The 20,702-nt window shown below is 54.5% G+C and carries 18 protein-coding genes; 6 read left to right on the forward strand and 12 right to left on the reverse strand.

What is annotated here, in order from left to right; all coding sequences use genetic code 11:
- Nucleotides 1-156: 156 nt before the first annotated feature.
- Nucleotides 157-954, forward strand: a complete 798-nt coding sequence (locus JMJ04_RS07040; RefSeq protein ID WP_201369816.1) for a BON domain-containing protein — start codon at nucleotides 157-159, stop codon at nucleotides 952-954.
- An 86-nt stretch (nucleotides 955-1,040) separates the two neighbouring features.
- Here the strand turns inward: JMJ04_RS07040 and ftsZ are convergent, their stop codons facing one another.
- The 12 genes from ftsZ to mraZ all read right to left on the reverse strand — a co-directional run bounded on the left by ftsZ (nucleotide 1,041) and on the right by mraZ (nucleotide 15,298).
- Nucleotides 1,041-2,513: a cell division protein FtsZ gene (gene ftsZ, locus JMJ04_RS07045; RefSeq protein WP_201369817.1), complete on the reverse strand. Its 1,473-nt coding sequence runs from the start codon at nucleotides 2,511-2,513 to the stop codon at nucleotides 1,041-1,043.
- Between the two features lie 161 nt (nucleotides 2,514-2,674).
- Nucleotides 2,675-3,919: a cell division protein FtsA gene (ftsA, locus tag JMJ04_RS07050; protein WP_201369818.1), complete on the reverse strand. Its 1,245-nt coding sequence runs from the start codon at nucleotides 3,917-3,919 to the stop codon at nucleotides 2,675-2,677.
- A gap of 167 nt (nucleotides 3,920-4,086) precedes the next feature.
- The gene (locus tag JMJ04_RS07055) at nucleotides 4,087-5,307 is read right to left on the reverse strand and encodes a cell division protein FtsQ/DivIB (RefSeq protein WP_201369819.1); all 1,221 of its coding nucleotides are present in this window, start codon (nucleotides 5,305-5,307) and stop codon (nucleotides 4,087-4,089) included.
- Nucleotides 5,304-6,326, reverse strand: coding sequence for a UDP-N-acetylmuramate dehydrogenase (gene murB / locus JMJ04_RS07060; protein ID WP_201369820.1), 1,023 nt, complete (start codon nucleotides 6,324-6,326; stop codon nucleotides 5,304-5,306). Before murB ends, JMJ04_RS07055 begins: the two co-directional genes overlap by 4 nt.
- A gap of 27 nt (nucleotides 6,327-6,353) precedes the next feature.
- Nucleotides 6,354-7,856, reverse strand: a complete 1,503-nt coding sequence (gene murC, locus JMJ04_RS07065; protein ID WP_201369821.1) for a UDP-N-acetylmuramate--L-alanine ligase — start codon at nucleotides 7,854-7,856, stop codon at nucleotides 6,354-6,356.
- Complete coding sequence (gene murG / locus JMJ04_RS07070) at nucleotides 7,853-9,013, reverse strand: undecaprenyldiphospho-muramoylpentapeptide beta-N-acetylglucosaminyltransferase (protein WP_201369822.1); 1,161 nt, start codon at nucleotides 9,011-9,013, stop codon at nucleotides 7,853-7,855. The genes murC and murG overlap by 4 nt, the downstream gene beginning before the upstream one ends.
- A 58-nt stretch (nucleotides 9,014-9,071) precedes the next feature.
- Entirely contained in the window at nucleotides 9,072-10,733 is a 1,662-nt protein-coding gene (gene ftsW / locus JMJ04_RS07075; protein WP_201369823.1) for a putative lipid II flippase FtsW, read from the reverse strand.
- Between the two features lie 193 nt (nucleotides 10,734-10,926).
- Nucleotides 10,927-11,280 carry a hypothetical protein gene (locus tag JMJ04_RS07080; protein WP_201369824.1) on the reverse strand — a complete coding sequence of 118 codons (354 nt, stop codon included), beginning with the start codon at nucleotides 11,278-11,280 and terminating at the stop codon, nucleotides 10,927-10,929.
- Nucleotides 11,281-11,332: 52 nt separating this feature from the next.
- A complete protein-coding gene (locus JMJ04_RS07085) occupies nucleotides 11,333-13,078 on the reverse strand; it encodes a peptidoglycan D,D-transpeptidase FtsI family protein (RefSeq protein WP_201369825.1) in 1,746 nt (581 codons plus the stop codon).
- Nucleotides 13,079-13,284: 206 nt separating this feature from the next.
- The gene (locus tag JMJ04_RS07090; RefSeq protein WP_201369826.1) at nucleotides 13,285-13,677 is read right to left on the reverse strand and encodes a hypothetical protein; all 393 of its coding nucleotides are present in this window, start codon (nucleotides 13,675-13,677) and stop codon (nucleotides 13,285-13,287) included.
- Nucleotides 13,678-13,759: 82 nt separating this feature from the next.
- Nucleotides 13,760-14,722, reverse strand: a complete 963-nt coding sequence (gene rsmH / locus JMJ04_RS07095; protein ID WP_201369827.1) for a 16S rRNA (cytosine(1402)-N(4))-methyltransferase RsmH — start codon at nucleotides 14,720-14,722, stop codon at nucleotides 13,760-13,762.
- A 168-nt stretch (nucleotides 14,723-14,890) separates the two neighbouring features.
- Nucleotides 14,891-15,298 carry a division/cell wall cluster transcriptional repressor MraZ gene (gene mraZ / locus JMJ04_RS07100; protein WP_201369828.1) on the reverse strand — a complete coding sequence of 136 codons (408 nt, stop codon included), beginning with the start codon at nucleotides 15,296-15,298 and terminating at the stop codon, nucleotides 14,891-14,893.
- A gap of 315 nt (nucleotides 15,299-15,613) precedes the next feature.
- On the opposite strand from mraZ, the gene JMJ04_RS07105 reads away from it, so the two are divergent.
- From JMJ04_RS07105 to JMJ04_RS07125, 5 genes are all read left to right on the forward strand, one after another.
- Nucleotides 15,614-16,648, forward strand: a complete 1,035-nt coding sequence (locus tag JMJ04_RS07105; RefSeq protein ID WP_201369829.1) for an MBL fold metallo-hydrolase — start codon at nucleotides 15,614-15,616, stop codon at nucleotides 16,646-16,648.
- 110 nt (nucleotides 16,649-16,758) lie between these two features.
- Nucleotides 16,759-17,268 (forward strand): HU family DNA-binding protein, encoded by a 510-nt coding sequence (locus JMJ04_RS48515; RefSeq protein WP_338001060.1) that lies wholly within the window; start codon nucleotides 16,759-16,761, stop codon nucleotides 17,266-17,268.
- Nucleotides 17,269-17,609: 341 nt separating this feature from the next.
- On the forward strand, nucleotides 17,610-18,152 hold the full coding sequence (locus JMJ04_RS07115) for an O-acetyl-ADP-ribose deacetylase (RefSeq protein WP_201369830.1): 543 nt from the start codon (nucleotides 17,610-17,612) through the stop codon (nucleotides 18,150-18,152).
- A 327-nt stretch (nucleotides 18,153-18,479) separates the two neighbouring features.
- Nucleotides 18,480-19,277 (forward strand): type I methionyl aminopeptidase, encoded by a 798-nt coding sequence (gene map, locus JMJ04_RS07120; RefSeq protein WP_201369831.1) that lies wholly within the window; start codon nucleotides 18,480-18,482, stop codon nucleotides 19,275-19,277.
- Between the two features lie 87 nt (nucleotides 19,278-19,364).
- Nucleotides 19,365-20,666 (forward strand): aminopeptidase P N-terminal domain-containing protein, encoded by a 1,302-nt coding sequence (locus tag JMJ04_RS07125; RefSeq protein WP_201369832.1) that lies wholly within the window; start codon nucleotides 19,365-19,367, stop codon nucleotides 20,664-20,666.
- Nucleotides 20,667-20,702 lie beyond the last annotated feature (36 nt).

Raw genomic sequence — 20,702 nt, forward strand, 5'->3', positions numbered from 1 at the left:
ACCTTACACTCTCCTTACAAAGCGAGCTCCCAGGCCGTGCAATCCCCCATCTGCTTGCGCGAAATCGGCAGATTTGGTATGCTTACTTCTAGGACAATGATGGAAAATTATGTCCTCATGGTTCTTATTACTCTTGGAGGAAAGCGAGAAAAGCCTATGGATACTTCTCTTCAAGGCACCAAGCTTATCATCGATAATGAACAAGACCTTGGGGTGTCGCAAGAGGCAGAAGTGACCGAGGCCGAAAAGCATATCCATCTGCCAAGTCCCAGCCTGTGGCCGCTTGTCCTGAGCGCCGCTATCCTGGTGACCGTCGCGGGATTGCTCGGCCTACCGGATAGCCCCTTGCTTGCAATTATTGGCGCACCGTTCATCATCGTTGGCATTATGGGCTGGGCATTAGAAGACCCCATGGCGGGACATTCCCACCATGAAGCGTCCACAACTCCCATGCAAATCACCAGCGAGGGCGCGCGTGACATTCTGACACGTGCACGTGAAATCGCAGAGCGCTCGGTAACGGTCAGCAGCACCGCCTATAGCACTCACCTGGCGAAGGTGGAGCTAGAGGGCGAGAATAGCGAGGGCGTAACTCTGGCACTCTATGGTAAGGTGGAAATGGAGTCTCAGCGCGATGAGCTCGTCAATGAGCTACGCCAAATTCCTGGTGTGCTGGAAGTGAAAAACTTCATGATCGCTGAAGACTCGATCCTGCGTACAGCCTATCAGCGCCTCGACGCCATGCGCGCCAAGGGCAAGCTTGAGGGTGCGCAAAACATCTCGATTCTGGTTGAGAACTACATCCTGCACCTTTACGGTGATGTACCTCAGAAAGAGATGAAATACGCTCTGGAGCGCGAGATGGTCGGCATTACCGGCGTCAAGGTTGTGGTCAATCACATTGGCCTGAACAAAGAGATTCCCGGTAACCTCGGAAAGACACGCAACGCTTAGTTCTATAGAAGAAATAAAAATGAGATGTCCCTGGCAGCCTGTGGCTGCCAGGGACATCTCATTTTTATTTCTTCTATGTGACTGTCTTATGTGCGGCGCTGACGGAGGAAGGCGGGAATATCGATTACATCCCCGGAAGGGGCATTGCGACTTCCCCGATTTAGCTCCGGGTTGAGTCCGCGCACCTTGCGCTGAATCACCCTGGGCTGCACCGGCTGATCCTCCGGCTGAGGCACAGGCAATCGCCCCTGAGTGGGATTGACTGGCTCTTCATCGTAAGGATAGTCCTCTTCGTCCTCCTCATCCTCGGGCAGCAAGTCTGCTGGCTCACGCGTGGCAGGAACCACAGGTGGCAACGAGTTATACACTGGACTCTCATTGCGCCTCACACTACGCTCGCCAGCCATAGGCCCGGACACCTGATTGGGCAAGTTTACCGAAATGGGCGGCGTTACAGGCGGCATATCGACCTCGGCGAAGCGCGAGGATTTCTCCTCCTTGTTCGCGGCCGGCACACCCGAGTTCGTGTAGTGTGGACGCGACTCGTTGCGCACAGGCGGCTGCGCGACGGGATAGCTAGTTGAAGCCCCCCGCACCACTGTATTGCTATCAAAACCAGTAGCGATGACGGTGATCTTCATTTTGCCATCGAAGTGCTGGTCCTGCACCGCGCCAAAGATAATATTCGCGTCAGGATGCGCGGCCTGGCTAATAATCTCAGCCGCCTCGTGGACCTCGAAGAGCGTCATATCCAGGCCGCCTGTGATGTTAAAGAGCACACCACGCGCACCGCTGATATCGATATCCAGTAAGGGACTGGCAATCGCCATCTGCGCCGCCTCGACCGCGCGCGCGTCTCCCCCAGCCTCACCAATGGCCATGAGTGCCGAGCCAGCGGAAGACATAATCGTCTTGACGTCGGCGAAGTCCAGGTTGATCAAACCTGGAACGGTAATCAGGTCGCTGATACCTTGAATACCTTGACGCAGAACGTCGTCCGCAAGCTTAAATGCCTCGGAGAGCGGGGTGCGCTTATCCGCGATATGTAACAGGCGATCATTGGGCACGGTAATCAGGGTATCGACATGCTGCTTCAGGCTAGCGATGCCCTCCTCAGCCGAGAGTTGACGCTTCTTCCCCTCAAAGGAGAAGGGGCGCGTCACCACACCGACTGTGAGCGCGCCAAGTTCGCGCGCGATCTGTGCCACAACCGGACTGGCGCCCGTTCCGGTTCCACCACCCATTCCAGCCGTGATAAACACCATGTCGGAGCCTTTGAGTACCTCGTAGATCTCTTCCGCATTCTCTTCTGCGGCCTTGCACCCGACACCAGGGTTTCCACCAGCTCCGAGGCCACGCGTCAGTTTTTGACCAATGTGGATCTGCATGGGCGCATCCGTGCGTAGTAGCGCCTGGGCATCAGTATTAATAGCAATAAATTCGATGCCAGTCATATTGGCTTGTATCATGCGATTGACCGCGTTACTGCCGCCTCCACCCACTCCAATAACGCGAATCTGAGCAAAGCCTTCGAGTTGTTCATTGTCCATAGGTAACATACGTTTCGTGGCCCCCTTTCGAGTCTCTACTAGGTAGAACGGACGAGAAACACTTTTCTCTTACACCATTCTCAAAGATCTTATTCCGAAACCCAACATCACTGGCGTGCCTAGCGCTTCGCGCTCAGGGTTTTCGGATAAGAAGTATGTAAAAACTCAGTCTAAGGAAAAAATGCACGCACCAGGCGCCCAAGAAAACTAAAGCGCGACTTAATATCGGCTGATCCATCTCCATACCCATCGTCCTCATCAATCATGAGCGAGGTATGACGCAACCCCCACAATAACAGGCCAACCGCCGTTGAATATGCCGGTCGGCTAATGGAATCAGCCAGTCCGTGCATCCCCAAAGGAGTCCCTATACGCGCTGGAATATCCAGTGTACGTGCCGCAACATCTAGAATACCGGGTAGTTCCGCGCATCCACCCGTAATGACAATGCCAGCCGTCAGCAAGCCATCATAACCCGATTTCTTGATCTCTTCATGCACCATGCCAAATAGCTCTTCAACACGAGCCTGAATGATCTGCGCCAGCAACTTCCGCGGGACCAGGTCGTTGCAATCGGGCATAAACTGTGACAGGTCGATCATGTCGTCTTCATCGATGCTATCAGGATCACAATGCCCATATGTAATCTTCAACTCTTCAGCAACCGCGGGCGGCAAACGCAGCCCAATCGCGATATCACTGGTAATGTGATTCCCGCCAACCCCCAGGACAACCGTCTGCCAGATAGCCCCATCCGCAAAGATAGCAATATCCGTGGTGCCGCCGCCAATATCGACCAGGGCCACACCCAAATCGGTCTCGCCTTCAGCAAGCACAGCCTCACTTGAGGCCAGCGGCTCCAGAACCAGGTCTTCAATATCTACATGCGCGCGATGCACACATTTAATCAAATTATGGATCGAAGAGACGGCGCCCGTGATAATATGAGTCTCGACTTCCAGGCGGAAACCTGACATACCAATCGGGTTCTTAATTCCCTCCTGGCCATCCACGACATAGCCCCTGGGGATCACATGGATTACTTCACGGTTGGCGGGGATCGCTATCGCTTGCGCAATCTCAATAGCCCGGCTGATGTCATCCTGCACAATATCACGATGATTTGGCGAGATGGCGACAAACCCCTTGCTGTTCTGTGAATCAATGTGGCTACCCGCTATACCAACATAGGCGGCGGAGATCTTCTTCCCCGACAGGCGCTCCGCACGGTCTAACGATGCCGCGATAGAGGTAACAGTCTCTTCTATGTTTACCACCACTCCGCGGCGCAAGCCCTGCGAAGGGCAGGTGCCAACGCCAACAATGTTCAGCTTCCCGTCACGATCAAGCTCGCCAACCAGGACACAGACTTTTGTTGTTCCAACGTCAATTCCGACGATCACCCGCTCTTGCACGATTTTACGCTCCTATTGGGCGGTACAACTGTGAGACGCACTACAACGATGATTTTCGCTCTGGCAGTAAACCACCACTTTCACTGCCACATGCCCCACGCTCCGTTGCTTCCTCATAGCCTCGCTCTCAATCCATTTCAATTTACTGCCACGCGACTGGCTGGCATTTACTTAAGAGTATACACTGGACGCAGCCCATAACGAAGGTCAATACTGGCCAGTGACAGTTGTTGCTCCCTGGCCATATCCAAAATGGCCTTCAATGTCAAAAGCCGATTCTCCAACGAGTTGGTGTCATCCGCATCTCCTAGATAAGCCTTCCAACCATCCTGGCTCTCTACTACATACGAGCCTTTACTACGTCCCTGCGTTCCCCGCCCATCAATAGTATTAGCATACATTGTACCATCGTAACGTAATTGAAAAGCATTGATACCAGTTATCTTTGGTAAACGCTCAAACACGTCTTTTGCAAAATGAATCTCATTCGCATCCACTCGCATGCCCACCTGTATTCCCTCACCACCTGTTACCTTGCCAGACTTCGCGTTCCCCTGAGCAATGACTGTCAGTGGCGCCGTGACAGTTGGGAGCGCATCGCTGCCGGGTATATCACTGGCCCGAGCCATCAAGACACCGTCACTGTCGATGCTATAGGTCTCCCGACCCGTCCGCCACAGCAAGAGCGGAGTACGCTCTTGCACTGTGACGGTCAACTGGTTCGGCCATTGCTTATTGACCTGCGCTGAACGTACCAGAGGCAAGTTCTCGACCTGTGCCTCAAAGGCCGGGGTATTCAACAGAAAGATATTCTGCCCCTGTACTCCTTGCCTCTGAATGGCCTGAACCAGTGCGGCATTATGCGTTCCTACGACCTGCACCTGTTCAACACGAAACGCGCTACTCGTGAATGTGAAGCTCAAAGCTATAATAAGGACAAGAAGACCCGCAATAATACTGACTAATCTCCAGAGAAAACCGCGCCGGACACTACGGCGCCCGCTTCGTACGGGCACCGACCTGGATAGAGGGTCCGGGACGCGTCTTTGCATACTCTTCATGCGTCCACCTGTAGCCCAGGACCCTGTCTTAGCAAAGGTTCGGGGTGCAACCCGCTGTTGTACGCTCGACGACTGAGGCTGCTTTGCTCTCGTCCTTCTCAGCCGCTCCTGCCTCCTTGCAAAGGCATTCCATGCCGCCGAAGGATCGGCCTCCGGTATTGTGACAACGCGCTGCAACACGACCGGCCTCTCTACAGGCTGTTCCGCGTTGCGTGCGCTTCTACCATCGCGTTCATTCCTACCATAACTCCCTTCCATCCGTTTGACGGCTGCTCGCTTATAGATGTGTGTAGCCATCTGCTCTGGTAGTTGTCGTTTGTGTGTCATGATGTTGAAACCTTCCACTCACCACGCAGTTCGACCTCCATTTCCAGGTCGATGCCGAACTGCTCTAGCACGCGCTTATGAGCTTCTCGTATGAGCGCCGCTACATCCTCTGCCTTCGCTCCACCAAGATTGACAATAAAGTTGGCGTGGCGCTCTGATAGTTGCGCCTTGCCTATCGTGAAGCCTTTCAAGCCAGCCGCCTCAATCAGACGACCTGAGTGGTCTCCTTCTGGGTTCTTGAAGACCGAGCCCGCGCTCTGCTGAGGGGGCTGCGTCTGCTTGCGGTGCTGCTTGTAGCTGTTGATCGTTTCACGCAGGGCCGCAGGGTCCGCACGGTGCAGACGCACACCCAACTGCATGATGATCTCAGCAGGCTCAATAAAGCGCCGGTCGGCCGCCAGGGGCTGACCCTGCTCGTCGAACTGCACCCGGCGCTGAGCGCGGAAACGACTATGACGATAGCGCAGGTCTAACTCTGCGTGTTGGTAGCGCTCGATAGTGGCAGTAACAGACTGCTCCTCGCAGGGACGTGCGTCCAACACCTCAACCCATTCCAAAACCTCGCCAATATTGCCATGATGCGCACCCGCGTTACTAATGACGCCACCTCCCAGCGTTCCCGGGATACCCGGCCCAAACTCCAGTCCACCCCAGCCCAGGGTCGCCAGTTCATTGAGCAATTTCGGCCAGCTCACGCCAGCCCCCGCGGTCAATAGCGCCGTTCCGTCACCACGCTCTTCAATGCGATAATTATTTAAAGCGATACGCGCTACAATTCCACGCACTCCAGCATCGGCATACAAAACATTGGTGCCATTTCCCTGACAGAGAAGCGGCCAGCGCCTCTGCGCGCACTCGTTTACCAGGTCGACCAGATCTTCTTTTGTCTCCAGTGTGATCCAGATGTCCGCCGGTCCACCCACGCCAAAGGTGCAGTGACGCGATAGTAGTTCGTCGCGTCGCACACTCGCAAATCGCTCTTGCAACACACTGTAAGCTGTCTCTTTATCGAACGCCATAGGTTTGGATTCCCTTTGTGATTACTTTTATTTGTGACCTGGTTGGTTGGTCTGTTTTAACATTTCGCTGACGGTGTAGATGTCGCCTGCGCCCATGATGAGCACAATATCGCCGGGGCGCAGGTTGTCCTGGATGCGCTGCGTCGTCTCTCGTACGCTTCCTCCATAGAGGATTTGTGCCCCTTCCTGGCTAAAACGTGGACGTTTGGCGATCTCTGCGACCAGTTGCCGTGTATGCACCAGGCCAGTATCCACCTCGCGCGCGGGGAATATGTCGCTGATGATAGCGATATCCGCGGCGTCAAAAGCCTGGAGAAACTGCTCAAAGAAGGTCTTTGTGCGGCTATACATATGCGGCTGATAGACAGCGATCAGGCGACGGCCTGGATAGCGCTTGCGTGCAGCCTCAAGCGTCAGGGCGATGGCCGTTGGATGGTGCGCGTAGTCATCCACCAGAATAACGTCGTCGCGTGTGCGCTCGCCCACAACCAGCGCGCCCTGGTGGCGAATTTCAAAACGCCTTCTCGCTCCCGTAAAGCCCTCTAGCGTATGTGCAATTGACTCCAGCGGTGCACCAACTGTGTAGGCTGCCGCCAGGGACGCCAGAGCATTCTGCACATAGTGAATACCGGGCAATTGGAGTCTGTAGAGGACATCTGGCAACTTCACTCCCGCAGGGGCATTGCGCAACCTGACACGGAAACTGGTCTCTCCCTCCAGCTTGACGTCATACGCCTCGAAGGTCAGGCGGTCACCAAGATGCTCAGGAGTATCTCTGCTCAGATCTTGTATACTATAGTTCACGATTGAACCAGCCCAGCCGTTGAGATGGGCGCAGAGATCTCGGCATCCCGGGCTATCGATGTTGACGATAATGGTTGGTGGAAGCGGCCAGTTACTCTCCATATCCATGCCACGCACGAAATGCTCGAATGCGTATAGGAATTCCTCGTAGTTGTGGAAGAACTCGGGATGCTCGAACTCAATCGCGTTCACCACCGCCAGGCGGGGATGATAGTGCCAGAAATTGTGATTGAACTCATCGGCCTCGTTGACAAAATACTCGCTCTGTCCCAGGCGATAATTTGCGCCAAAGCGCGGCACAACCGCACCAATCTCGCAGGTGGGGTCCATACCGGCATCAACCAGCATCAGCGAGAGCATGGAGGTCGTAGAGCTCTTACCATGCACGCCACACACCGAGAGCAGGCACTTTCCCTCAGTGAGTGTCCCCAGCAACTCCTGCCAGGTCTTCACCGGGATGCCCCTGCGCTGTGCATCTAGCAGTTCAGGATTCTGTGGATCGAGTGCGGGCACCGCCGGGCTGATGATCAAGGCATCTGCGTCCTGGAGATGTTCCGCGCTATGGCCAATCTGAATGGGTATCCCTACCTGCGTCAGTGCGCGTGTGTTTGCCGATTCCTGCCGATCACAACCGGTCACGATCTCACCCTGGTTATGCGCGATCTGCGCCACCGATGAGATACCATGACCGCCTATGCCCATGAAATGTAAGTGCGATTTCTTCAAATGTTTACCACCTCGCGCTTTGCTATTTTTCCACCCTTGGCGGTCGCCATCTCTACGATGGTCTCCGCAATGGCTTGCGTAGCCTCTGGGCGACCCAGAGCACTGATATTTTTCGTCATTGTCTCTACATAGGTCGGCGTCGTTAGCGCATGCACCACGCGCTCGCTTAACTGCTCTGGCGTGAGGGCATCGTTGGCGATTACCTCCGCCGCCTGCAAGCGACCAAACATGGCCGCGTTAGCCTCCTGAGGTGAAGCCCCGATAGCCGGTGGCAACGGCACCAGGATGCCTGGCTTCCCTAGCAAGGCCAACTCGCTCAAGGTCGATGCGCCGGAGCGGCAAAGGACCATTTGCGCGGCCTGCATAGCCAGCGGCATCTCTTCCGACATATAGGCGACGAGCTTGTAACGCCGTTTTGTCTCCTCTTCAGCCTGGGCCAGGATACTCTCAGAGAGGTCGCGCGTTTCATCATAGAGTTTCTTGCCGCTAATTTGCAAGATCTGGCAATGCTGGAGCAGCGTCGGTAGGGCCTTGCAGACGACCTGATTGAGATGCCTGGCGCCCTGACTTCCGCCAGTTACCAACAGCAGGGGAAGGTTCGGCTGCATACCAAGTTGCTCGCGTGCCTGCTCTGGGGTCACGGCGCGAATGTCGAGCATCTCCTGGCGCGGCGGATTCCCCAGTTGCAACGTCTTCTCAGCCGGAAAATACTGCACAGAATCGGCGAAGGCCACCGAGATGCGCGAGGCCAGGGGCGCAATCAGCTTATTCGAGAGATTGGGCGGCACATCTTGCTGATGCATCAAGAGCGGAACGCCATTGATTTTCGCCGCCAGGCCCGTGGGCACAGCCACATAGCCACCGCTGGTAAAGGCCGCCTGAGGATGAAACTCACGCACAATAGAGATGGCCTGAACCATCCCCAGAGGGACGCGCGCCACCCCTTTGACCGTCTTCCAGGAAACAAAACGCTGAAGTTTGCCAGCCTTCACCGTAGCAAGCTTGAGGCCAGCCGCCGGAACGACCTCCGTCTCCAAACCGTCATCGCTCCCTAGAAAGAGAATTTCCGCGTCATATCTATCTCGTAAATGCGTCGCCACCGCCAGGGCAGGATAAATATGCCCCCCAGTGCCTCCGCCTGATACTAAAATTCGCATGATGCCCTTTCCTGGAGATGTCTACCTTCCCGGCACGGCCAGGCGTGCAGAACAACTCCTAGACTTTTCGTTTAAAGGTCCTTGTGATTGTTTGCCGCGAGAGCGCGGGATCTTCTGGCTGACGAATGTAGCGTGAAATGTTGAGCAAGATACCCACCGCCGCCAGCGAGATCACCAGCGAGGTACCGCCAAAGCTGATAAACGGCAATGGGACGCCGGTATATGGGATAAAGGCCGAGGTAGCGCCAATATTGACCGCAGCCTGCAAGATCAGCCAGGTTGTAATCCCCGTTGCCAGCAAGGCGCCATACATATCCTGTGTACGACGCGCCAGGCGAAAACCTCTAAAGGCCAGGCAGAGAAACAGGATAATGATCAAGGCCGCTCCCACAAATCCCAGTTCCTCACCGACAATGGCAAAGATAGAGTCGATATGCGGGAAGGGTAGGTACCCCGTCTTCTGGCGACTCTCGCCCAACCCCAGGCCCAGGAAGCCTCCTGACCCAAGAGCCAGCAGCGATTGGTAGAGTTGCAGGTTAATACTGGTCACATTCTGAAACGGGTTGAGAAAGCCCAGCAAGCGATATAAGCGATATCCCTTAAAAGCCTGGGTCATAAAGATCAGAATGCCACCCACCATCGCCAGCAAGAACTGGATAATATTTGCGCCAGCTGTAAAGAACATAACCGTTGCCAGTCCAGCAATGACGATAGCGGTTCCCATATCGTTTTCCAGTAAGACCAGGCCTAGAATTAAGCCTACCAGAATCACAAAGGGGGTCAGGCCATAGAGAAATGAACTGACCTGGTTGCCTTTACGTGCCAACCAATCTGCAATATACAGCGCCAGGGCTAGTTTTGTCAGCTCGCTTGGCTGAAAAGAGAAAGAATTACCAATGCGAAACCAGCGTGAGGCTCCATAGGCATTGGTGCCAAAGAATAATACCAGCACCAGTAGCGGTAGCGCGACCGCCAGGGCAATTAAGGAGAAACGACGCCAGTAGCGATAATCGATGCGCGCCGTGACCAGCATCGCAATGATGCCAAAGAAGCCTGAGATCGCCTGGCGCTGAAAGTAAGCTGAAGGGTCATTATAATCGTGCGTTGAGATAAACGAGCTTGCGCTATAGACCATGATCAGGCCAATACATACCAGTCCGAGTACAACCACCAGCAGCACCGAATCGACCTTACCAGGCGTACGTGAGAGGCTCATCTCAAGCTCGCGCAGCTTTTGCTGTTCTTCCTTGCTCATGACCTGCACTGGCTCAAAGTCAGGCTCTTGCACCCGCCGTCGTCCACGCTGGCGCTCTACCTGTAAGCGCTCGGCAATATTCTCGGCAAAGGACGGCCCATTCTTACGCCAACTCCTGGCACCACCATCGCGGGATACAGGCTCACGAGCAGGCGCCGCCTCGGCTCCTCGCTTGAGCGGAGGCAACTTACGGCGCACAGGGATCTGAGGCGCAACTTTCCCTTCGACGGCATAGCTGATCCTTTCATTACGCTCCCGGCGCTTCTTTGGCTCTGCGAGAAGCTCTTGCCAGAAGCTCCTTTTTACAGGCGGCCCAGGCCGCTTTTTCTGTTGCCGCTCGGCGGATTGCAGCGCAGGCGAGCGTACAGTGAGCGGAGAGTGCTTCCCTTTATGCTCCTGGCCTCTGCCGCTCTTCGCCGACCGTGCCGCTGCATAACGTCCCTGCTTATATGTATCCCGTTCCATAAAGCTGCTCGTCTTTCTCTAGCGAGATCCTAGATAAATGGCTACACTTATCAGATTGCTTTCTTCAGTTCCTCCGCCGCCAGTTTCCTCTTCTCCGTATTTCTACATACCCTTTGAGATCTCATTTGCTATACCTCCACACCAACTCGCCACCAAAACCCTTGACATAGAACGTATTTTCTAGTATCCTATTTCAGGAGGAAGATTCTTCTCCCTCTTCCAAATCGGATACTTGCGCATCCGCAGAAGGGAATGCGCCTTTCTGCGCTTTCTTGCCATCCTCCTGCATCAATTGCAGGGCGCGCTCGAGATCCTGCGCGCTCATATCCAGGTGTATTTGCTGTAAGTCAAGCTCTTCGTTCCCTCTGGTTTGTAACAGTTCACTCCAGGGATCGCTTGAAAGCACAGGAACCTCAAAGGGTTCTTTGCCCAGCTCTCCATCTGTACCATCGCCCCTCTTCCCCAATAATTCCTGCCATGTTGCACTCAGCTCGCCACCTGGCTCCTGTTGCCCCTCATACAGTGGTTCATCCTTGTGCTCCTGCATAGTTCTCCTCTCTCGCTATCACACAATACTGCTGATCGTTTTCCAATGCTTCCTACTTTACTGGTCGGTCAGAGGGCACATGATAGTGCCACATGACTTGTTCCGCAATTTTGTTCCATAATGGGGCCGCGGCGGTTCCACCGTAGATGGTGCTACGGGGATGATCCAACGTTACCAGGATGGCGTAACGTGGATTTGATGCTGGTAAGAAGCCCGCGATAGAGGCTTCCGTCAGGTCATCTGAGACCCCCTGAGTTGTTGCCGTACCACTCTTGGCTGCGACGCTATAGCCCGGCACCACAACCTGCTTATTATAGTCAGCCGCCGAAGTAAGCATCTGGATCAATTGCTGTGCGGCCTTCTGACTAATGACCTGGCGTAGCACCTGGGGCGACGTTTTGGTCACCTTGCCGTTATTATCGACCTGCTGTACCAGGTAGGGGCGCATCATCGTTCCCTGATTGGCAATAGAGGCATAGGCCAGCACGACTTGTAGGGGAGTCGCGGTAATGCTCTGACCAAAGGCCTGGCGCGTCAGGTCGCTAGGCGTCCAGCCCTGCGAGGTAGGAGTACGATACCCACCAGAGGCCTCGATTCCACCTACATTTGTGCGTTGCCCAAAGCCAAAGCGCTCAAGGTAGGGATAATACCGCTTGGCCGTCAGAAAATCGTGCGCGACTTTGGCGGCACCTACATTGGCCGAGTAATCCAGGATTTGCGTCATACTCTCGGTACCATGGGCCTGGTACTCCCAATTGGCGACAGCAACAGCATCCGGAAACGAGATGACCCCCGGATCATCAATGGTCGTATTCGGCGTCACTACCCCCTGGTCAAGAGCTGCCGCCAGGGTGATGCCCTTCATGGTCGAGCCAGGCTCATATGTGCACATAAGCACCGGGTTAAAGTACACACTCAAGGAATTCAGGCAGCCCCGCTTATCATAGTATTTGCTATAGACGTTGGGATCAAAGGATGGAGCACCTGCCATGGCAACGATGGCACCCGTGCGCACATCTATGACTGTCGCGGTACCTCCCAGGGCCTCCGTCTGCTGTACCCGCTCCTCAAGCGCCTGCTGTGCAAGATACTGAATAGTACTGTCAATAGAGAGGGTAACATTCGCGCCATCGATTACTGGTTGTGTAGAGCTGGCACCCACTGTGAGCGGATTACCATTGAGATCGGTCTCCGCGGTAAAGCTTCCGGCTGTCCCTGCCAGCAACTTATCGTAGGAACCCTCGATACCATAGAGTCCACCTTTATCTGGTTGAACATATCCCAGGATCTGGGCAGCCAGGGTACCACTGGGGTACACGCGTATCGTTCGAGGCTCCAGGAAAGTATATGGGATGCGCGATGCACGCAACTGCTGGCTCTGCTCAGGCGAGATCAACGATGCGATACGCACAGTGGCACGGCCTGACGAGAAGAATTTTGTTAACTGCTCCGCTGTCAGGTCAGGCAGGGCTTTATGTAATTTCGTGACGATACTTTGTAGCTCCACCTGCGCCTTTTCGGCATCGGTGTAATCACTGGTGAACTGGATTGGCTCTACATAGACATCGTCGCGCACAACGTTGGTGGCGAGCACAACTCCCAGGCTATCATAGATCACGCCTCGCGGCGCATCGACCACCTGATTCTGGATGTGCTCATCATTGGCCCATTTTGCCAGTTGCGGGCCACGTATAACCTGCCAGTAATAGAGCCGACCTAACAGCGCAAACATCAGGACACAGATCAGCAGGAAGATGATCATCTGCCGGCTGCGCGCACGCTGTAGCTCTGGACTCATGATTTTTATTCCTCCTGGCAGGCTTTGTCCTGCTTCTCTTCTCCTCAAAGATTGAGAAAGGTAAGGGGACACCCCTTATACCCTGGGGCTCGCGCCCAACTGGCAAGATTTTTCTGCTGCTCTACTTTTCTTCATACGCATCTCAGCGGAAAAGGCGGAAACGAGTTCAGGCATTGTGCTATCAGTCATTGGTACAAACCCGTTTCTCAGGGTTGGGCAGGGACCGTTTCCAGGCCACGCACGGTAACAACCTGGATGGTGCCTGGATCAGCAGGTTGCAGACCACGCTTGCGCGCCTCGCTATCAATATAGGCCGGGGAACGCTCGTGAGCTAATTGCTCTAAGAGGTCCTGGTTCTGGCGCGTGAGCTGGCTTTGCGTTGTGCGAATCTCCTGCAACTGGTTGTTTGTCTCTACGGCCTGGCCTAACTGGCTCAGGTAGAGCACCGACATCAAGCTAATCAATAGAACACTGGTAATACACAGCGCGACCGGTCCCATACGAAAGAGAAAGGGGCGCAATTGTCTGCGAAGCCTCACCACGTCCACTTGCGACGCAGCCTCTTCCGCCTTCGCGGTTCTCACTCTCTGGTTCGACATACGCCTTCTCCCTTTCCTGCATCGAGCACAGGCACGGTCTCGCGCCATGAGGGGGCGGCTCGCCACCTCGTGAACTTACGCATCACGCTTTTGGCAGGACTTCAGCGGCCCGCACACGCGCACTTCGCGCGCGTGGGTTGGCTGCTACTTCTTGCTCGCCTGGTACAATTGGCTTATTCGTCAAGATACGCAGGCTTGCCTTGTGGCCACAGATACACATTGGTATGCGCGGAGGACAGAGGCAATCCCTCGCCTCGCGCCGTAAAAATTCTTTGACGATGCGATCTTCCAACGAATGGAAAGCGATAATGACCATTCTTCCCTGTTTGCCACCAGCCTGTAGCAAGGAGAGCATCTGGGGCAATGCCGTCTCCAGGCTCTCTAGCTCCTGGTTGACCGCGATCCGCAAAGCCTGGAACACACGTGTCGCCGGGTGAATCGCCCCGTATTTGTAAGGCACGCCCGCCGCGGCAATCTCGGCCAGCTGGCTCGTACGGGTTATGGCTCGCTTCTGGCGCTCGCGTCCTATGCGACGCGCGATCTGGCGCGAGCGTCGCTCCTCGCCATACCGCCAGAAGATATCGGCCAGTTCTTCCTCGCCTGTGTTATTGACAAGATCCGCCGCCGTCAGCGAGAGATCCTGGCTCAGGCGCATATCCAGCGGTCCATCCGCGCTGAAGGAGAAGCCTCGCTGCGGATCATCCATCTGATCCGAGGAGAATCCCAGGTCCAGCAAGATGCCATCAACGCTGGTAAACTGTGCCTCTTGCGCCAGGCGCTCCATGTCAGAAAAGTTGCCGTGGCTTAAAATCAAACGGCCCTCGGCAACCTCCTTGCTCAACCTTGCTTGCACCCGTGCCTGGGCCTTACTATCTGTATCGATACCAAGCACCTTGCCGTCTGGCGCCGAACGCTCCAGCAGCACGCTTGTATGTCCACCACCTCCCAATGTCCCATCAATATAGTGTCCTCCCGGTTGGGGTCGCAGATACTCCATTACCTCTTCCAACATCACGGACACATGTCGTGTTTGCTCGTTCTCCATGCCATACACATCTAACTTTTGCGTAACTTCTTAAGACTTCTCGCCACTGCGTGGCTCGTCGAGTTAGTGTATGATGTTGAACTGGCAAAGCCAGTTCAACATCATACACTAACTCTTGCGAAGTGTCGCAGACACTGAGAATATCTCCTCAAGAAAAGGATTTTTGCATTAAAAGGGAATACCACTGCCTTCGGCGTCGAGGCGCTCTTGGTAGGCTTGCCAGGTACCACGGTCCCAGATCTCTATATGGTCGCGTACTCCAACGACAGTGACCTCGGCCTCCAGCCTGGCATAGGCGCGCAATTTCGCGGGAAGCACGATACGCCCCTGCCCATCCAGTTCTACTTCGCTCGCACTGGGATAGATACGGCGCTCAAAATCGCGCAATTCCTCGCTTGATTTCCCCGCCGTCAGTTCATTTGACTTCTCTTCCCAGCGAGCCATAGTGTAGATAGAGAGACAGGCACCCATCCCTTTGCCAATAACGGCCCCACGGTCCAACTGCACGCGAAAACGCGCCGGAACCGCCATACGGCCTTTATTGTCAATAGTGTGCTCATACTCGCCCAAAAACATGCTCGCACCGCTTGATAACTTGCCTTGACGACTATTTTGTCAGGCGCTTACCCGGAAATCCATTCCCCACTTGAACACCGCGCTATTCTATTACACGAATCACTTCCCCACTTTGACCCACTTTTCCCCACTACATTGTAGCACTTCGGGGCCTTGTCGGAAAAGAGTCTTCTCGATCAAATTTCGGCGTTAGTAGGAAGAACTTGTGGAAAAACAGATTTGACACATACACAACACGCGGCCTACAATCAAGGATGACTATCTGTACTTTCACACACTGTAATCAGCTTTTCGCTCTTGAGGTTTAGAAAACGTATGCAACAGCAATCGCCAGAGCATTCACGCCAGACCAACCAGCCCGCGCCTGTTAGCCAGGTGGCGCCCGGCATCTGGAAGTTTGTTCTCCCCATCCCTTTTCCACTGCGCACAGTGAATGTCTATGCCCTGGTTGGTCCCGATGGCTGGGTTCTGGTCGATACGGCTCTGGGAACCCCGGACGCACGCTCAGCCTTTCATGCGGCACTCACAGAGGCGAGACTGCATCTCGATCAACTCCAGGCTATTGTCCTTACGCACCACCATCCCGATCATGTAGGTCTCTCGGGCGAGCTTCAAGCTCGTACTGGCGTGCCTGTTTATATGCATTCCATCGATGAAGCCGCCGTGCAAATTATCTGGACCAATACCATGAGGAAGCGCTTTGAGCGCGTCTCAAGCTTCTTTGCCCAGCATGGCTTGCCAGAGACAGACCTCTGGTATAATCAGATGGAGACACCAGATAGACAACGTATTATTGATGTTCCCCCTCACGAAGCCTTTACGCTCGTTGAAGATGGCACCTCTCTGACCCTGGCTGGAGAGAGCTATCGCGTGATCTGGGTGCCTGGCCATTCGGATGGCCAGATCTGCCTCTGGCGTGAACGTGATGGTATTTTCCTCTCCGCCGATCATGTACTTCCTCGCATTACACCCAATATCGGCCTCTATTCCACGCGCGATCGTCCCAATCCCCTGGGAGATTTTCTGGCCTCGCTACAAAAAGTAACATCTCTGCCTGCCAGCCTGGTCCTACCAGGACACGGCGAACCTTTCACAAACCTTGCACAACGCATTGCAGAAATTGTTGAGCATCATGATATGCGCCTGCAAACCATTCTCGCCCTGCTTGCTACGCGCCCGCAGCACGCGGCCGCGCTTACGGCTCAATTGTTTCAGGATCGCTTAAAAAGTGATGAGGCCCGGCGTATGGCGGTGGCTGAGGTTCTCGCCCACCTGGAGTATCTGCGGTACAAAAATCAAGTCATACAACAACTGGCAAACGACGGGACTATTCGATACTCAGTGGTATAGCATACTGTAAAAAATCGTCTCTAAAATGAAGTGCAGGCAATCGGCTTTTCAAGCCAGTTTTTGGGACTTCGCATTGGCCTCATACGGCCTGCGAAGCCCTTTTACTATATATGTTTAATTCTTTATCCATAGTGACACGCTTGTATTTCTTAATTTCGCATGTTATACTGCCTATCGGCAGTGAGGTTGTGATGCCGCTTCAGAAGCTTCACAATCTTGTGCGCGCGATTGCGCCAGAATATAAAGATTGTTTGAAACTCAATTGGCAAGCGGCACGTGTTGATAGTTGCAAGGAGGATTTAGTACCTATGGCCAAAGAAAAAACTGCTACAGCGCAAACAATCGGTCGTCAAGAGCTTTCGCGGCGGATCGCCAAGCAAGCTAAACTTTCTCAGAAACAGGCTTCTGAAGTACTCGAGGCAACACTCGATGCTATCCGCGAGGCGCTTCAGAATGGTGACGAAGTACGCCTGGTTGGCTTCGGCTCTTTCAAGGTACGTACCAGTGCCGAGCGCAAGGGCGTCAACCCACGCGATGGTAAGGAAATTGTTGTTCCTGCCAAAGAGCGTGTACGCTTCTCCCCCGGTAAAGAACTCTCTGAGGCTGTCGAAAAGAAATAGTCAATCGGTCTTGATGTACTCTCACTGCCAATTTCGTAGCTCCTGATCAAGGATTGAGGGCTTCCGAGTAGCTAACAGCCGTGCTCTCCCCTCATTCAAATACTTGTCAGAAGCTACGAAACGCCTACTTTCGCAATCCCAAAAGCACTATGCAAGTCATCAGGCGTCTCGATCCTCTAAAGATCAAAGTTTTTATAGAGATTACTCTATACTATGATCGCAGGTCGGACGCCTTTCTGCATGCTCCAGTTTTGTAGACGCAGTCATACTATTGATTGAGAAGTGATAGGTAACTCAACCAGAGCTATAAACGGTTCAGTGCTACCAAGTGGAAGCAGACGATGATTACTCAGGCCATTCAGAACGTGACCCTTACGCTGATACGGGGCAATATTGTTGATATCTCGGCTGACGTGATAGTCAACGCCGCCAATTCCGCGCTGGCTGGTGGCGGGGGAGTAGATGGTGCCATTCATCGCGCAGCTGGTCCCAGTGTCATGCAGGAGTGCCACAAGTTCGAGCGCTGCCCAACGGGAAGCGCAGTCGTTACGAGTGCAGGCCAGCTCAAAGCACAATATATTTTTCATGCTGTTGGTCCCATCTATGGACACCATGCCGACGCCGCGCAGCTGCTCGCCAGCGCCTATGACACCTGCCTTGACCTCGCTGAGAAGTATCGTGTGCAAAGTATCGCCTTCCCCTCCCTCAGTACTGGCGCCTACGGCTACCCCCTGAACGAGGCTGCTCCCATCGCTCTGCAAACCGTTATCGAGCATCTCACTCAGGAAGCTACCACTCTGCGCCAGGTGGTCTTTGTGCTCTTCGATGAGCGCACATTTCAAGCCTATGCACGCGCCCTTGAGCGCCTCCTGCCCTCCTCATAGAATATACCAATTACTACCAATTACGGCTTCTCTCAAACGCTCTTTTTGTGCGCCTGCGGCGCTTCAGAGGTAAGGTATGCCTGATGGTGGGCTGGCGGAGCCAGCCCACCATCAGGCATACCTTACCCAAGAGCAAACTTACGAGTTGAGGAGAAAATTTGCAACTTCGCTAGTGTTGGTTTATGATACGAGCTATGCGCCCTTGCGACGCGATCCAAGCCACGTTGGGCCAGAAACAAGCCAGTTTCTCCATACTCACCATTCGAAAAGAGCGATCCCTTGTCGAGAGACACCAGATATTGTTGTAATGATTGTAGGGAGCATTTGATGCAATATTCTCTGAAGAGCGATAAAGAGATCGCCGCTATGCGCCAGGCAGGTCTGGTGGTCTGGCAGGCGCATCAAGTCGCCGCGCCACTGATGAAGCCTGGTATTTCTACCGCTGAAATTGATGCCGCTATCGAGCAATGTATCCTTGAGCACCAGGCCACTGCCCTCTTTAAGGGCGTGCCGGGCAAGGTTCCCTTTCCCGCCTCTAGCTGCATCTCTGTCAATGAACAGATTGTGCATGGCATTCCAGGTGCGCGCCGCCTGCAAGAGGGAGATGTCGTCAGCGTCGATATTGGTGCCAAGCTCAATGGCTGGTGCGGAGATGCCGCAACGACTTATGCCATAGGCGCGGTCGATCCACGTGCCCAGCGTCTACTAGAAGTTACCGAGGGCGCCCTGCACCTGGCAATTGAGCAGTTGACGAAGTGCCGTACCTGGAGCCAGGTAGCGCGCAAGATGCAGGAGTATGTAGAGCACGCAGGCTTCACCGTCATCGAGGGCCTGGTCGGCCATGGCATCGGCCAGGAGATGTGGGAACCACCTCAGGTACCAAACTACTATACGCGCCAGTTCCAGATCAAGCACGACTTCGTGCTCCAGCCCGGCCTGGTCATCGCGATTGAACCTATGGTCTCCTATGTCAGCAATACCTTTCGCCAGCTTCCCGATCACTGGACGCTGGTCACCAATGACGGCTCACCTAGCGCCCACTTCGAACATACGATCGCGCTCACAAAAAAGGGGCCTCAGGTCCTCACTGCTGGCCCCAATGGCAAGGCCTGGGGCGTCTCCTAATGACTATTCGCCTCGATACATATATACTTATCGTAGATACAACCCCTTTGAGGGTTGCGCTTATTTCACCAGGATGGAGGTTCTCTCATGTCATACGCTAGCAGGCGCCAGGCATTTATGGACAAAATGCAGGGTGGAGTCGCTATCTTTCATAGCGCGCCCGAATTTCTCCGCAGCGGCGGACACAATATCGAGATCAGCTACCGCCAGGATAGTGATTTCTACTACCTCACGGGCTTTACCGAGCCTGAAACGATCTGTGTGCTCGCGCCAGAGCATCCCGAGCACCATTTCATTCTCTTTGTCCGCCCGCGCGATCCACAGATGGAGGTCTGGACGGGGAAGCGCGCAGGAGTAGAAGGCGCACAGGCAACCTATGGCGCAGATGCGGCCTACACCCTCGATCAGCTCGCCGAGAAATTGCCTGAGTATCTGAAGGGCTGCCAGACGCTCTACTACAACAGCGGCACAGAGCATGCCTTCGATGAGCAGATGATCGCGTTTATCAATCGCTTCCGTCGGGCGATGAGTGGTGGTCCACGCCAGGTCGTCGATCCAGGTTCCATTCTCAATGAGATGCGTGTCGTCAAAGACGCCGAGGAACTAGAAGTTATGCGCAAAGCCGCCCAGATCAGCGGCGCCGCCTATCGCGATGTCCTCAAGACCCTCAAACCCGGTATGTATGAGTATGAGATCCAGGCCGTCCTCGACCATGGCTATCTCAAGCAGGGCGCGGCCCGTCATGGGTACTCCCCTATCGTTGGCTCTGGTCCTAACGCGACCATTCTGCATTACGACCAGAACAACCGTCACATGCAGGATGGGGAGCTGCTCCTGATCGATTCGGCAGCTGAATACCAGTATTACAGTGCCGATATTACGCGTACCTATCCCATCAATGGACGCTTCACGCCTGAGCAGCGCGCCATTTATGAGATCGTGCTGGAGGCCGAGGAGGCCTGTATCGCCGCTACCAAACCGGGAGCGGACCTGGCCGACATTCATAATACGGCGATAGAGATCCTGACCTCCGGGCTGGTCGCGCTTGGCATCCTCAAGGGAGATGTACAGCAGAATATTGAGGAGAAAACCTACCGCCAGTTCTACATGCATGGAACCTGCCACTGGCTGGGCCTGGATGTGCATGATCGCGGTCCCTATCGTGTGACCGAGAAGGGGCGCGGCGCCAAGCTGGCTCCCGGCATGGTCTTTACGATTGAGCCAGGCATTTACATCGCCGAAGACGCGGAAAACGTTGACCCACGCTACCGCGGCATTGGCGTACGCATTGAGGATAATGTCGTCGTCACCCAGGAGGGCTGCGAGGTCACCACGGGGAGCGCGCCCAAGAGCATTGAGGAAATCGAAGCCCTCATGAACGGGCGCTAATCCGATATACACAAAGAGGACCGGATGGTCGAGGGC

Origin of the sequence: Ktedonobacter robiniae, assembly GCF_016587375.1 — a bacterium.
Taxonomy (GTDB): domain Bacteria; phylum Chloroflexota; class Ktedonobacteria; order Ktedonobacterales; family Ktedonobacteraceae; genus Ktedonobacter; species Ktedonobacter robiniae.